The sequence below is a fragment of the Streptomyces sp. NPDC030809 genome (genome assembly GCF_055572195.1).
On sequence record NZ_JBVIDV010000028.1, the window covers coordinates 81,895 to 96,517 of the forward strand.

The following is a 14,623-nucleotide window of genomic DNA, read 5'->3' on the forward strand; positions in this document are numbered from 1 at the left end:
AGGGGACGGGAGGGAGGTGGGGGCGGGTCGAGTCTGGATGGGGAGAAACGTTGGTGTTGGGATGTTGTGGGTGGGGGGTGGTGTTCCCCTTGCTTTGGGCGGGGCCACCCCCAGGGAAGCTGCGGGGTCAGGAGAAGTCTCCGCGGGCTGCCCGCCGCAGGAGGTCGTGCTCGAAGGCGGCCTGCCCTTGCGGCCCGTGGTCGATCACCGGGTCGTCCTGGCTCGGCGTGGAGCGCTGTTCGGTTCCGTACGCATCCGTGGCCTTGACCAGGACCGGTGGGGTCGGTGGTGCAGGCCAGCTCTGCAGCAGGTATTCCTCGACCACGGCACCGGCCGCGTCGTCGTCTGCGGTGTCTCGGCCGCGGGCGTGGATCCGGATCCGGTACGAGCCCGGCCCTGCGCCGGCGAGCGACGGGAGCCCGACCGGGTCGCCTTCGAGCTCGTGGATGATCAGCTCGCCCGAGACACTCTCCGCGGACACCTCGGCGATCTCCTCCCACGCCTCCACATCCGCCGCCGGCTCCTGGGCGAGCACGGCCGCTTCGACGCGCACCCGCCCGGTGTGGGTTCCTGTGAGCACGTGCAGGTCGCCGCCGCTGGCGTACACCAGCCCGTTGTCCGACGCCCCCACACCCTCCGCAGCCGGCCCGCCCGGGTCGCTGACCGCGAACACGTGGTACTCGACGAACACCTCGCCCACAGCCCGAACGCTCACCCGCTGCTCCTTGTTCCGTAGCCCGTGCTTCCAGTGTTGCGGAAGCTCACCTGATCCATACGAGGAATCGATCCTTCTCCAGGACCCGGCTGTAGGTGTAGAAGCCCTTCAGCGCGACGCCGCCCTCGCGGTTCTGCCTCGCGTTGATCATCCGCCAGCTGAAATGCCCACCTCCGGTCTTCGCACCCTGCCAGGTGGAGGCGAAGGGGTACTCGTCGCACTGCTTGCCCGCCGGCCGGGGCCGACTGGTCGGGCAGGCGGTGCGACGGTTCTCATCGATCTTCGTACCGTTGGTCAGCCGGGTCAGGTAGTTCGTGGTCCCGTACTTCCCCGGCAGACCGCGTGTGTTCTGCGCGTACTCGATGTGCCTGGCCAGCTCCGGCCACGGCCCCGTCTTGCTGTACGACAGCACCGGCACATACCCCGGATGCACGCAGCCCACCTGCCGCGTCGTGCCCGGCAGCGCCGTGTCGCAGCGCACGTCCGTCGTGGCCAGCGTGGTGTCACCGGACGGGCCCGCCCAGGCCGGATTGGAGAAATGCCAGGCCGCCACGCTGACACCCGAGCCGATCTGGCCCTGCTTGGCCGTGTTGATCGTGGTGTCCATGAAGAACTGCCCGACCGGCTCCGCGGTGGCGCTGATCGTCTGCGCCGAGAACTTGCTGCTGGTCACCTTGCACGCGTTCTTGCACCGGGCGAGCCCGGAGACCTTCGTGCCGGCCACCGCCGTGCCCCAGCGGGAGACCTCCATCAGGCGGACCTGGTAGGCCCACGACTTCGAGTCCCGGGCCGTGAAGTTGTACCCCGTGACCAGGTACTTGATCCAGCCGACCTCACGGCCGGTCCGGGTGTCGACCACGCTCACCCGCGCGCGGAAGACACCGCAACCCTGCGTCCGGTTGATGTACCAGGTGTTCGCCACCCCGTGGTCATCGCACCACGTCGGCTCCGGCCACCCGCCCTGCACCGACCACGACCCCGGCCCCCCTGGCCCCTCGCTGCTCACGCACGCGACGAACGGACTGCCGCTGCTCCCGCGCGTCGCAGAGCCGAGCCGGCTGCGGCAGTCGTCGGCGGGACGCGTAGACCGACCGCCCGGTGCAGGGGTCGGCGGTGCCTCCACCAGCGCTTCCCTGCCCGCCGTAGAAGCAGGCGAGCCGACGGCGGCCGGACCCGCCGACAGCACTCCCGCCAGCAGGCCCGCCACGAGACCCGTCGAAGTCAGCAACCTCTTCAAACGCAAAGACTTCCCCTCCCGATGTGACGCGGGCGGCTGTGTCATTCGAACAGCACGCGACCGCTCGAATGTGATCCCACCATGCTGCGGGGCCTCAGCGGGAGTTGGTAATCAGCCGCTTATTCGGTTCGAACCTGTCCGCACCTGAGGTCGATGCCGGTCGCGCAGCATGTCGCGAATCGCCTTTTGTTCGAAGATGCTTGACATCTCTGAGGCTGTGCGTAAGGGAACTTTCTTGCGCCTGGGCGTCCCTAGGGCCTTGTGAACGTAGCGCCAGCCATGGCCGGTTGCAGGCCCGGCAATGACTGGCGCCCTCCCTCTCGGGCGGCCACGAGTCGAAGGGCGGGTGCCCGCGGCCTGCTCCTGGGTCCTTGTGGGACCCAGGCGGCTGTGTTCGTTCTCAGTGCGTGGGGTAGAAGCTGGTGATCTTGTAGAGGCGGTCTTGATGACGTGCGGCGAACGAGAGAACCCACCTGGTGTCGGTGTCATCGACGACGACGAGTCGCGGGTCGGTCGTGTACATCGGCCGGTGCAGTGCCATCCGGACGGGTACCGGGCATTCGCCGTTGAACTCGCATACAGCCCTGAACACACGGTCGGTGATCATGCGGCCCACGTAGGGTCCGGAACGGTGGTACTGCGCGGGGACCTCCCGGAGCACTCCGTCGAGTTCGATGGCCAGGATCCGGTCTTCGACCTCGCTCACGCCTGCACCCCCTGACAGCTGAGCCGGTTCCGCCACCTGTGGGGTGCGGGGACTGGCAGCGCGCCGCCGGGTGGCCCGAGGCGCGGCCTTGGGCAGGAGCCCGGCGATGCCTCATGACGCTTCACTCCGTGGACGTGCGGTGCGGCGTTGGCGCTGCTCTGGGTCGCAAGGTCGTTCATGCGCAGGACCGTAGAAACTGGCTCTGACAGTGCGTCCGCCAGGTGGCAGACACCTGTCACCCTCCGGCGTGAAGGAGTCCCCCGAACAGTCCAGCGGGCGTGGCACACTGCCTCCGCTGACGCGGTCGGATCTGCTCGCCCCATCCGTGACGCCGTGCCGAAACCGGCTACGCCGGACGCCAGCATGGGTCGCACAGGTGCAGTGCACGCCGGGGCCCCGGGCGCTCCGGCTTCCCCCTGCGCGCGTGAGTTCTGTGGTGGCGGTCTTGCTGCGTGCTGTGGTGTCAGGCAGCGGTAAGGAAGTCGAGGCGGGGTACCCAGGGGACGGGCTTGATGCCGTGGGCGAGCCATCGGTGGAAGGAGCCGGCGGTGTGCAGGACACCGCTTCCTTCGAGCTGCCTGGGCCGGGGCGCGTGACGCTTGTGGGCGTGCAGGACGAGGTGGAGACCGCCGGCCTGCGGTGAGTTGCCGAGGTCGAGATAGACCTTGCGGGTGCAGGCATCGATGGTTTCCCGTGGGCGGGACCACTTGTAGTAGACGAGCGGTTTGCCCGGAGTCAGCAGGAGCTTGAGTCGCAGGCCGGCGTGGGCTTCGGTCTCGTTGAAAAGCCACGCCATCGGACTGAGGTATCGCTCGCAGTTGATGATGCGGGCCCGGGCGATCGGGCCGTCCTGGAGCTCGAAGGCGTTCTTGGCGACCGGTTCGACCACGTCGGCGATCAGGCCGCCGGGGTACGGGACGTACTGCTGGTCTTCTGGGAGGCCGGCACGCCAACTCTGGTTCCACAGCCCTTCGCCGTGGACGAGGTGTGAGCGAACGACTGCGCCGCAGGTGGGGCACACCTGCGGCGCAGCCACCGTCAAGCAGCCCTCGCGTTGCGCAGCACGGTCAGCTTGTTGTCCATCCACTTGATGAGGCGCTCTGTCAGCCCGACCTCTTCGGGGTGCAGTCCTGCGGCTTCGAGCAGGTCGCGCGTGGTGGCGCAGGTCCGGTGTGCTTGGGCCAGGTCTTCCAGCGCGGGGATCGCGTCCTTCACCCGACGCATGTCCTCGATCTGCTGGCGCTTGGTGCGCAGCTGCTCGGTCAGCAGACCGACCTGCTCGGCCAGGTTGTCGGCCTCGTGCCGTTCCTGCTCGATCCAGCCCGGCAGTTCCTTGCCCAGATGGGCCAGGGTGATGACAAACAGCTCTCCCTGGCCGGTGGGGACGGTTTGACGGCCCCGGCCGTCACGGTCCGCAGGCAGCTTCACCCCGACCTCGCTACCGCCCGCGCCCTTGGTGTGGGCTGCGTCGACAGGCACCCCTCCGCCACACGTGAACCCGCCGACGCCAACGCCGGCGTCGATCGTCGCCCCGCCCGCCGTCGGCTGATCCTTCGAGTGGGTGCCGTGGTCCGTGCCGCTCTTCGTGCCACCGCCCGATGCGATCGTGCTGATCGTTGCCGTCCGCGCGGTTGCGTACTGCTGGTACTGCTCGTGCACGCGAGGTGCCTTGCCCATGAGATAGGTCTCAACGACCTTCCCCGCTTCCACCTCACCAGCTGCTGCCCTCTCCAGGAGGAGCTGACTCCACAGCTTGCGCCATTCGTACGCATCCACCGGACCCTTGGCCTCGACCTCCTCGCACAGGTCCGCCAGCCATGCCGCCAGTGCACCGGAGAACGGCTTGAAGAAGGAGCTTGCGTTGTCGCTCACGGAACTACCTCCCCACCACACGCAGGCCGGGCCTGTGTGCTTCGGTGATTGTCGAAACCCACTTGTTGAAGTCCTCCGCAACCGACTCGATCACCTCGACGAGGTTGCGGTCGGCGCGCTCCGCCACGAGATGGGCGGGGTAGGAACTGCCGATCAGGGTGCGGAAGCTCTTGATCGCGGACAGGCAGTCGTGGTGCCACTGCGCGATCTGCACGTCCGCGCCGGGCTCACCGCCACCAAGAGCGGCGCTGACCTCCTGCAGCAGCGCCCTCAAGACGAAGTCGTCCTCCGACGGAGACGACTCCCCGGCCTGCTGGCGTGCCGCAGACTCTCTGGCCGCGGCCTCCGCGAGTTCGGGGTCCTCCCGCAGCACCACCCGCGCCAAGGCCGGCCGGCTCATCACATAGGACGCGGCAACGGCCCGCTGCGCCTCGGCATCGGTCATCACCTTCTCCAAAACGGCCTGGCGGACCTCCGGCTTGCTCTCGTACGCGGTCACGGTGCGCACCGCAGCACGTCGCGAGGCCTCAGCACCCGGCTGCCGGCTGGGCACCTGCGCTCGGGCGACGGCCTTCAGGTAGACCGGCTCGGTGACCTCCTTGACACCTTCCTCCAGGGCGGCGTCCATCGCGGCGAACAGGGCCTCGGCACGACGTGTGAACTCTTGGTCCCCATCGTCTCCCGGTGCGCGGACCCCGCCGGGGGAGGCGAGGAGGAGCACGGTGAAGGGCACGAACACCGGAGAGTCGAGCAGGCGCTGACGCATCTCGCCTTGCCACCGCCAGGCCACCCGGCGAGCGCGGGTGAACCGCGACACCGACAGTCCCAGTTCCTGCGCCAAGACCGTGATCTGCGGCAAGGTCTCCTTGGACGTCAGCCCGGTCAGCCCGTACTTCGCGAGCAGCCAGTCACCGATGGCGAACTTCAGGCGCCGGGCCGTGACCGCGTTGGTCACGCTCGTGGAAGCGAGCTCCCTGATCTCGGCCAGCTCGGCTGGTGTGCATCCAGATCTGCTCGGCGCACCCGGCTCAACCCATTCATCTGAAATACTCATGTACCGCCCATTCATGTTGCTTGAGGGGATTTGGCGGCCTGACGGCGAGGGATCGTATGGCTGACGAAACGGCGAGGGCCCAGGGTGACGATCGGGTTTGTCGCCCGCCCGGCACCCGAATGCCGCCTGCGGGAGCCGCCGACAGCCCTGCTCGGCATCAATTTGGCCGAGCACCCTTCCACCCCTGTAGGTGACGCCCGCCAAGCCTCACAGGGCCGCGGACAGCAACTCCTCCTGGTTGATGCCCGCCTCATCCAGCCGTGCCTCCAGGCGGGCCACGAGCTCGTCGACGTGGCCTTCGACCAGCCAGTCGTCAGCGGCAAGCTTCGCGAGGAGCACGACGACGGCCATGGCCTCGTGCGCCGTGAACAGCGGCAGCACAGGCTCCTGCGGCTCCCGGAGCAGCTTCTCGACCGCCAGTAGATGACGCTCGTCCTCCGGGCTCATCGCCGCGCGGAGATCCGCGGCGATCATCGCGCGCAGGCGCTGTGACGGCACGGGGGCCGCCGCCGCCTCCATGGCGAAACTGTGCGCACCGTCATGGCCGTCGAACAGCAGGCACGCCTCCTCTTCATCGTCTGGATCGGCTGCAGGGCAGCAGTCCAGAGGGAGCATCCGCTTGCCGCTCATGCGCGCGAACGGTGGTGCCTCGCCGTCCTGTCCCCAGAACAGCCACCACTCCGTTCCGCTGAACGTCTGGGCGAGGTCGCAGTGGTTCCCCTTGTGGTCGGCCTGCAGGGGACAGGCCAGGCGGTCGGTGAGCTGGTGCTCGGCGTCGTTTCGGGACTGGAGGTAGGCCACCTCGTCGTCGGTCAGCGACATTTCGGCGCCGCAGCGCGGCAGGAGATCGGTCATGCCAGCGACGGTAGGCAGGGGCGCCCACAATCTGTCCCTCGTCCGGCCGACACCGTTACCACGTGGGCGTGGTCCATGTCCCCCCGACGGCCCAGAGTCGGCCGTTCAGTTGACGGTGACCGAGCCGACCGCCTCGCGTCATGCCTGTTCTGGCACGGCAGGACAGTTGGCCGGTGGAGGCGGCCCTGTTCTTGCCAGGCGAACGGTGGCGACCGGGCTGCGCTACCGGCCAGGCTGATCATCGACCAGGCGCGACACGCACGGCGGGCGCCCAGCTTCTCGATCCCGCAGCAGATGTGCCTTCGACGAGCACGCCCGGCGAGAAGGCTTCGCCCTCGTCATCGCCTACGCCTTCCCCGCCACGTCCGAATACTGGTACGGCTCCGACCTCCTGGGGACGAGGTGGTCCATTGACGTACTCGTCTGAGCATGTCCCCGACCACGTCGCTGACCGGATCGGGGTCATGGAGCCTCGAGAGCATGAGGTGAACGAGGCACGGGCCTACCGACGGTATTCGTCGGAGAGCGACCACATCCACCGCTAGGCCCTTTCCTTCGGATCATCTCGCTGACCAGATGAAGATGGCGGCGAGGTAGATGGTCGCGGTCTTGTCGTAGCGGGGGCGGTGAGACCGCGCCATTGCTTGAGTTTGTTGATGCAGCGTTCGACGGTGTTGCGCTGTTTGTAGGCCTCGCGGTCGAAGGCTGGCGAGCGGCCGCCCGCCAGCCAAGGCGCTTGCGGGTTCGCGGCCTGATCGGCCGGCTGTGGGATCACCGCCCGGATCCCGTGTCACCGGAGACGGTGGCGGATCGCGCGGGACGAATAGGCCTTGTCGGCCGGACGGCCTCCGGCGTCGTTCTGGGCCGCCCGACCGGGCTGGGCACTCGTAAGCGCTCCATGACCTGCTCGAACGCGGGTGCGTCACCGGCCTGGCCGGGTGTGATGACGAATGCGAGTGGTCTGCAGCGGCCGTAGGCCGCTGCGCCGGTCCCTACCGCAACGAGCTCGGCGGTCCCGTGCATACCCTGTCGTGCTGCAAGTCGAGACAGCTGCCTGACGACGCGCGCGCTCCCTCAGCGTGGGTGGGTGCCTGCTTCCTCGGCATCGCCGGGGTCGCGGTATCCGCCACTGCCTGGATCCTTGCTGACGTCCGCGTACACGAGGACCCGTACCTCGTCCTCGCCCGGGGTCCGCCGCAGCCGGCACGGACCGCTCGACAAGAACAGGCCCGAGACACGGTGCGCAGCTTCGAGCGCGGCCCTCCCGCGGCCTCGGATCTCGATCGTGATCACGCCCTCGTCGCTCATGAACGAGGAACCCTGGCACCGGTCGAGTGGTTTCGCAGGCGGGACAGGTCCACCCCATCGAGTGCCGCCGCTGCCAAGGCTTCAGCTGCTGCCCTGAGCGGTTCAATGCCCTCAGAACGGGCATTCCGCGATCTCCCAGGGATCGAGTGCCTGAACAGCCGTGGGGGCCGACTGCGCGCATGCCGCAGTGCAGTACTCCGGGGGCAGCTTGAGGTCGAAGAGGCGCCATCGAAGATCTTGCCCGCACATGCGACAGGCGCCTGCGAAGTTGCGGATGCTTCGGTACTCGGATCGAGCGACCGCCAGGAGGCGGAGTTCCTCCCGCTCGATGGCATGGCGCATCTCCATCGCCGCGGATTCCTCCATGAACGTGTCGTCGATGTCCGACGGGTCCATGTAGGCCGCACGTAGGAACGCGTCGCGTACCTGGCTGAAGGCGCCCTGGGCGGTCGCTGCCCGGATCAGGATGTCCGCTTCCGGGCTACCACCACGGCGTTCCAGGACGCCGGCAGCGTCCACGCCGACGAAACTGCCGAGATCCCCGGCCATGCTGGTCAGGATCTGCGGACTGCTTCGGGCGAGGTGATATTCGCAGTACTCGACGACGCGGTTCAAGACCGGCCGTTCGTGGCAGCGGGGCTTGCGGCAGAGCTCGTCGACGCTGGCGGTCAGCATCGTGATGAGGAATCGCCTGCGCCGACTCGCGACGACAGCCTCATCGAGCGGATCCAGGAACTCGACCCGCAGCTCGTCATTGGGCCCGTACGCGGAGAGAGCTCCGGCCAGAGCCAGCACTGAACTGTAGGGGATGGCGCCACCGACGATCTCCGATTCGAAGACCTCAGGCAGGACCTCGGGGAAGACGATTTCACCCCAATCGACGCTCGCCGCCGGTTTGCTCGCGCACTCCGCCAGCAGCGCACCCAAGAGGAAAGGCGGACGATCCATCGGCCTAGAAGCGGCCTCCAGCCGCCGAGCTGCGGTGTACCGCAGCCCGGTCGCTTCCTGAACCGCGCGCGTTGCCACCTTGCGCTTCTTGTCCTGCGTCACGATCTTCCTCACCCGGCACGCCCACGCCCATGCCGCAGCAAGGTCACAAACTGGTCTGTCGCACTGCACGCGAGTCCGTGACCCTTGTCCGCAGCCGGTGCGTGGGGCGGTCCGGCCGGGTACTGGCAGGCGTGGCTGCCGCCACAGAGCGTAGCGGATCGACAGGTTCCGGAACGTGAAGTGGAACGGCCCTGCCTCCCACGCGGACGCCGGAGCGCCTCAGTGGGGGTACCAGTAGGAACTGCGTCGCCAGCCGCAGACGTTGGCATCCCTACGAGGCGCCCGGCGGCGCCGATACTCATGGGCCCAGCGGAGTATCGGCCGGTGCGCTGCGGTCCGCCGGTGTCGCCACGCGGCAGCAGGCCTAGAGACTGTCATCCTTCGCGGTACCAGGGCGGGGTACGCGGATCCCCAGTGGCGTGGGCGCCAGGGTACTGAGGTCGGTGGTGTCGTCCCGACGGGCGAGGTATTGCCGGTAGGAGTCGCCTTCGGTGGGCCGCAGGACCACCTTGTGACCCGCCGCAGTGCCTGCGGTCAGGGCTTCCAAGGCGGCCTCGCCGTCCATGGCGCGGACGCTGGGGTGGTACAGGTGGACCGGGCCTAGTGGGAGCGTGCGCTTGCCGAAGGGCACGTCGAAGGCCGTGAGGTAGGCCCGGTTGGCGACGGGCTCCCCGGACAGGAGCGTGCGCACCACGGGGGCGTCCATCCCGTTCAGCTCGATGGTCATGGACGCCAGGAAGGGGCTGGTGACACAGTGCCCCTCGACGAGGAGGCGGGCCACCCGTAGACGCACGCGGTCCGGTCCGGTGATCTCTTCCGGCACGGGGAAGAACCTTCGGCAGTGCTGCTGCACGATCCCCAGGTCTTCCACGGTGAGGTGGAGCCGGTCCAGCCATTCCCGGTCCCGGTTGGTGAACGCAGTGGAATGGAAGGTGCCCTCGGCGGTTTCCTGGCCGTCTACCACCAGCCGGAAGCCGCCTCCCGCCATGACGTGCTGGAAGATCCCGATGGCCTCCAGGGCGGCGGCGCAGGACAGCCCGGCCAGGTTGATCTTGCATTCCAACGTGGTGACGGCAGCGCCGTCCGTGGGGTGAAGGAACATCATGTGGCAGCCGGGGAAGTCAAGATCCAGACTGCGGCCCAGCCGCCCCGCGCCGAGGGACCGCACTTTCCCCTCGTGGACTGCGTGCACGTCCCCGGAGCTATCGAGCAGGGTCAGGTCCACAGCCGCACCGTGGCCGGGCGGGGGCGCGAGCGGCGTCAGCTCGACTTGAATGTCCTCGCCACTGATGCACAGCCACTCCGGCCCGCTGACCTCGACCTCCGCAGCAGCGAAGGAGAGCTCCTCCGCGACCCCGAAACCCACAATGCGCACCGCGCGCTCCAGGGCGGCTGCGTCCATCTCCGTGGGCCGGAACCTGAACGAGATAGGGCTCACCTCGGCCGCCCGCGGGTGCTTGGCCCGGAGGGTCTGCACCGTCATCCCGTTCCGATAGGCAATGTCCACCGACCAGTGCAGATCGAGGCCGTCCACGCGGCGCCCCAACGCCTCTACCCGGGCCGCGATGTGATCGGTGCCGCCGTCGAGGAACGCAAGCTCCGCACGGTAGTCCCTCGCTGCCTCCCGCAGATCGTCACGAACCGCGGCCGCCTCCAAGTCGGCGTGGACAGCCAACATGTCGTCCAGCCACGCCCGGTCCAGCACGCGGATCCGGGGCCGGGCAGCGTCACCGGGCAAGCCCCTGACGAAGGCACGCTCTGATGGGGTCAACGGGCACGGGACCACGAGCAGCCATTCATCAGGATCGTGTTCCAGCGCCTTCTTGAACGACTTCTTGATCCCGGTCCTGCGGCCCTTAAGTGAGCCAGGGAACCCGTCGGGGAAGTACTTCAGCTGGTAGACGCGGACGACGTCGTCGGCGACCACCTTCACGTCGATCCCGCCGTCGCCGCCGCGGCCGTTCATCACGGTGACCTCAGCGTCTGCGGCGTAGAGACGGTGGAGCAACGCCTCCACGATGCGGTCGAAACGCGGCTGCCCGATGTGCGCCCACTCGATGGCCATGAGATCCCCTCCCGGCATGTTGTGCCCCAGCGTCTCACCAGGCACTGACAGCCGTGAGCACTTCTGGGGCCCTACAAGATCACCGGCTTCAACCGGCGGGGGGATCGCTACGTCGCCCCAGGAAGAATCCGGGGGCGGAGGCCAGGGCCTGGAAGATGTCACGCCCGGAGGAACATCAGCTCGCCGCCGCGGATTGGTCAGTGTGGTGTCGCGTCTGCGAAGCGCTTGGCCCCGCTGGTGGGGGGAGCGCCATCCTGGGCGGATGCGATTCTCGCGCTTACCGCTGTGGAGCCAGGTCTTATCCCTCCTCGCCAGAGGCGGTGGTGGCTTCGGGCCGGAGGCCAACCTGTAGACGTATTCGCCGCCGCCCTCGGGCAGCGGAGCGGTGATGCTGGCGGGCGCCGACGGGCCGGGCGTACAAGCCCGGCGTCCTCTCCGTAGGACCGCCGCCGAAGACGGCGTGCATTCAGCCGCTCGGCGGCCTTCCCATCAGATCGAAGCCGTCCTCCATACCTCCCCCTTTCAGCGGCGGGAGTCGTACGGGAACGTACTGCTGACCTTTGGTGCGTGCTACCCGGCTGCCACGGCATCGGCCATGAGCGCTGGACCATGGTGCTGTTCGAGCAGATCCAGAATCTTCTCGGCGAGCGCCCGCCCTGCTTCGTCCAGGCCGGCCAGGTAGTCCGGGTCTTCGCAGGCGAAGGCCCGCAGCGCGAACATGCAGGCCATGGTGCTGCCCTGCACCTGCCCGACAGGCTCCACTGCATGGGCCCGGCCCCAGCCGTACATCCCGGTCGATCCCTCGCCCTCGCTCGGACAGGGGCGGCCGAGAAGGCCGGCCAGGTACTCGCTGTCGTTGGCGTCCACGGGCGCAGTGCGAGACCGCTGCTGACCGGGCTGGAGGTACATGCTCAGGTCGTCCTCGGCCATTCCCTGCTCGCGGTAGTGCTGCGCGATCACCCGGGTCAGCTGTGACAGGTTGTCGATCGTGTCGCCCAGGCGGTACAGCGGCATCCGGGGGATGTCGAATCGGGTGCCCTCCGCCGCGTAGCAGAGCACCTCACTCAGCCCCGAAACCGCTTCCGCTACAGCGGCTTCGACGCCCGCTCTCAGGCCCTGCGGCATCGTTGAGTCGTCCATCCCCGCACCGTAGAACCCCGCACCCCGGAAACCCGTTCCCGCCGGACCACGGCACCCCCCGCGCCCCCCAAACCACCCACCCGGAGCATGCGCTGCCAACGGAGCTGTCCTAGGGCCACGTGGTCGGACAGCAAGCACCCCCAACAGATCCCACTCCCAGCTGTCCGTCTCGGACCCCTCGCCGGAACGGCGTTCAGCGGGTCTCAGATGTCGGTGATGCCGAACTGGTGGAGGAGACCGCCACCCAGTTCGGTGGCGGCTTCCTTCAGCCAGACCTCGTCTGCGCCGGGCGGGATCTCGGTAGTGGCGGGGAGGAGATGCTGCGGCTGACGTGCGCTCGGGAGGGGTTCGGATCGCTGTGAGGTCACGAACCCGAGGGGGACGTACCGGAACGGTTGTCCCTGCGAGTCCTCGGCGACGATCACCGCGGTGACTTCCAGAGCGGAATCGGTCCCGCGCCGTTGGGCGTGGATGGACGCGGTTGCTACGGCTTCTGTAATCGCCGTGGTCATCGTCCATGTCTGCACCATTGCCGCATTGAGCTTGGCCGGCAGGGGGTGGGAGAGGTCGGCGCAGGCCACCGTGCTGCCATCGTGGTGCAGCTCGACCGCAGCACCAGCGCCGAACTGTGCAGCGGCCGCCGGCTGGAAGGTGCTGTCGACCCAGCGGCGGAGACCGACGTTCATGTTGTTGGACAGCCTCCGGCTGAGTACCGATCCCACACGAAAGGCGCCACCGAGCCGCTCGGCAACCTTCACGCCCTCAAGGAACGCCATTTTCGCTTCCGCGCGGGTAGGGGCTGGGACAAGGCGGGGGACCGGCCTGACAGGGCGGGCGGCAAGGACGAGCCAGGCACAGCGCTCCGTCGACTCCGACAGGACCGTCCGGGTGGCGTGCTCTACGAGCGAGCCGAGCCCTTCCTCCGCCGCAGCCCGGCGGGAGAACCGGTCTTGGTACGCGCGGGCGATCAGGTGCTCGGGCATGTAGTCGGTCTTGTCCCTGACCCGGTACGGAGCGTTGAAGGTGACGCGGTCCTTGTCCTTCTGCTCCCACCCGTACTGGAAATGCGGCGCTTGCTCACTGGCCGGCACATCCACGACGAGGAAGTCCGGCCCCCCACCGTCGGGAGCCGGGAGCGGGATGATGTCGACACCACCGAGGTACGGCTGAATCCCGGTACGGAACGTCTGCTCCATCTGCGCCCGGGGCACCGAAGCCAGGTCGACCCCGATCGGCTTCACGTCGTCGGTCACACCGTAGACGAGCAGTCCACCGCGGGTGTTCGCCATCGCTGCGACGTCCTTGGCGAACTCACTCCACCGCCCCTGCTCCCGGGAAAAATGCGGCCAGGACTGCTTCCAGTCCAGATCGTCTTCCTCGGCCAGTCCAGCCTCCACGGCCGCCTTGACCATCTCGTATGTGAGCGGCCCGGGGGCGACACCGAGGAACTGGTGGATACGGGTCCATGAACGCGCCATCGGCCCAACCTAGCCGCCCGCAACGCACGTGCACAGAGCTACGACGAGGTCGCCGGATCAACCCGCCGCTACTCGGAGACCGGGGCTGATGAGGACCGCAGGCGGTCCCGAAGGCGCTGAACGCCTCCCGCAGCGTCATGGAGCTTCGTCGCGAGCGCTACGCGTGCGGGGTGCCGGAGTTCGAGGAGCCGGACGCGGTCGTAGTCGGGAGCGATGCCGTACGGCAGCACGCTCTCCAGGTCGATGGCGGAGCCCACGACGAGGACCGAGTTGATGCGCGCTTTCCGCCGGTAGGCATCCAGCTCTTCGGGACCCCATCCCTCGCCGTCGCAGCCGATCGGGGCAAGAGACTTGGAGCCCGTGTCGCTCACTCCCAGGACCCAGTCGAGGTAGCCGCCGAGGTTGCCGAAGTAGTGCCGCTCGGCGTAGCTGAACCGCCGGGCACCCAACGCCGACCACGGCCCGAAGCCGTCCGCGCTCGGTCCGGGCAGCGCGGCCAATCGTGTCCTGCCGAGTGTGATTCGCTGGCGCCCGACAGGCACGCGCGGACGGAAGAGGCGGCTGCACGTCGTCAGCGAGTGCATCAGTACTTCATCGTGCTCGTTGGACCACGTCACCAGGTAGCCGAGTGTTCCCAGCGGCCAGGTCCGCACGGTCAGCTCGACGTCCTGGAGCGCTGTCTCATCCTGCTCGCCAGCGCCGTACTTCTGGACGTTCTGCTTGTGCGCCCAGGCAGGCTCGCCGAACAGTTCCTTGACGTAGTCGTGGCGCACGTACGGGGCCATCCGACGGTAGGCCTTCACCAGGCGGCGCCGCTTGGCCAGGCTTGCCTGCCACCACCCTCGGACGATGCCGTAGAGGCCGTAGAGGGCGGTCAGAACGGCGGCCAGAGTCCACACGTTCAGCTTGGTGTCGATCTGCGGCAGGAAGCTCACGTGCGCATCCTTGCGCACCACGAGTTCGTCGGCACCCCTCAGGCCGCCATCTCTGGCGAGCCGCCGCTCGGGGCCAGTGAGGAGCCGGCTCAACCACGGGGTGGTCGTCGCTTCGTGTGTCTGTGTGGGGGTGGGGTTGGTGGTGGGGGTGGTGGGTGGGGGTGTGGTCTGTGGGTGTGGGTGTGGGCGCGGGGCGTGGTGGGGATGG

13 protein-coding genes and 1 pseudogene are annotated in these 14,623 nt (G+C 68.2%); all 14 read right to left on the minus strand.

The annotated features are described in order from the left end of the window. Positions 1–127: 127 nt before the first annotated feature. Positions 128–715, minus strand: a complete 588-nt coding sequence (locus ACZ407_RS30010) for a hypothetical protein (protein WP_468133754.1) — start codon at positions 713–715, stop codon at positions 128–130. Between the two features lie 46 nt (positions 716–761). Next, complete coding sequence (locus ACZ407_RS30015; protein WP_468133756.1) at positions 762–1,637, minus strand: NucA/NucB deoxyribonuclease domain-containing protein; 876 nt, start codon at positions 1,635–1,637, stop codon at positions 762–764. Between the two features lie 715 nt (positions 1,638–2,352). Next, positions 2,353–2,658: a hypothetical protein gene (locus ACZ407_RS30020; RefSeq protein WP_468133758.1), complete on the minus strand. Its 306-nt coding sequence runs from the start codon at positions 2,656–2,658 to the stop codon at positions 2,353–2,355. 463 nt (positions 2,659–3,121) lie between these two features. Then, on the minus strand, positions 3,122–3,694 hold the full coding sequence (locus tag ACZ407_RS30025) for a hypothetical protein (protein ID WP_468133760.1): 573 nt from the start codon (positions 3,692–3,694) through the stop codon (positions 3,122–3,124). Between the two features lie 2 nt (positions 3,695–3,696). Next, entirely contained in the window at positions 3,697–4,530 is an 834-nt protein-coding gene (locus ACZ407_RS30030; RefSeq protein ID WP_468133762.1) for a hypothetical protein, read from the minus strand. A 4-nt stretch (positions 4,531–4,534) separates the two neighbouring features. Beyond that, positions 4,535–5,485 carry a hypothetical protein gene (locus tag ACZ407_RS30035; RefSeq protein ID WP_468133764.1) on the minus strand — a complete coding sequence of 317 codons (951 nt, stop codon included), beginning with the start codon at positions 5,483–5,485 and terminating at the stop codon, positions 4,535–4,537. A gap of 306 nt (positions 5,486–5,791) precedes the next feature. Beyond that, positions 5,792–6,439: a hypothetical protein gene (locus ACZ407_RS30040; RefSeq protein ID WP_468133766.1), complete on the minus strand. Its 648-nt coding sequence runs from the start codon at positions 6,437–6,439 to the stop codon at positions 5,792–5,794. A 560-nt stretch (positions 6,440–6,999) separates the two neighbouring features. Then, positions 7,000–7,420, minus strand: a pseudogene (locus tag ACZ407_RS30045) (transposase); the annotation flags it as partial. A gap of 93 nt (positions 7,421–7,513) precedes the next feature. Next, the gene (locus ACZ407_RS30050; RefSeq protein ID WP_468133768.1) at positions 7,514–7,747 is read right to left on the minus strand and encodes a hypothetical protein; all 234 of its coding nucleotides are present in this window, start codon (positions 7,745–7,747) and stop codon (positions 7,514–7,516) included. Positions 7,748–7,858: 111 nt separating this feature from the next. Beyond that, on the minus strand, positions 7,859–8,797 hold the full coding sequence (locus tag ACZ407_RS30055; protein WP_468133769.1) for a hypothetical protein: 939 nt from the start codon (positions 8,795–8,797) through the stop codon (positions 7,859–7,861). A 364-nt stretch (positions 8,798–9,161) separates the two neighbouring features. Next, entirely contained in the window at positions 9,162–10,862 is a 1,701-nt protein-coding gene (locus ACZ407_RS30060; protein WP_468133771.1) for a hypothetical protein, read from the minus strand. A gap of 570 nt (positions 10,863–11,432) precedes the next feature. After that, the gene (locus ACZ407_RS30065; RefSeq protein ID WP_468133773.1) at positions 11,433–12,002 is read right to left on the minus strand and encodes a hypothetical protein; all 570 of its coding nucleotides are present in this window, start codon (positions 12,000–12,002) and stop codon (positions 11,433–11,435) included. Positions 12,003–12,205: 203 nt separating this feature from the next. Then, positions 12,206–13,480 carry an AlbA family DNA-binding domain-containing protein gene (locus ACZ407_RS30070; protein WP_468133775.1) on the minus strand — a complete coding sequence of 425 codons (1,275 nt, stop codon included), beginning with the start codon at positions 13,478–13,480 and terminating at the stop codon, positions 12,206–12,208. A 68-nt stretch (positions 13,481–13,548) separates the two neighbouring features. Next, on the minus strand, positions 13,549–14,415 hold the full coding sequence (locus tag ACZ407_RS30075; RefSeq protein WP_468133777.1) for an ETEC_3214 domain-containing protein: 867 nt from the start codon (positions 14,413–14,415) through the stop codon (positions 13,549–13,551). Positions 14,416–14,623: the final 208 nt, after the last annotated feature.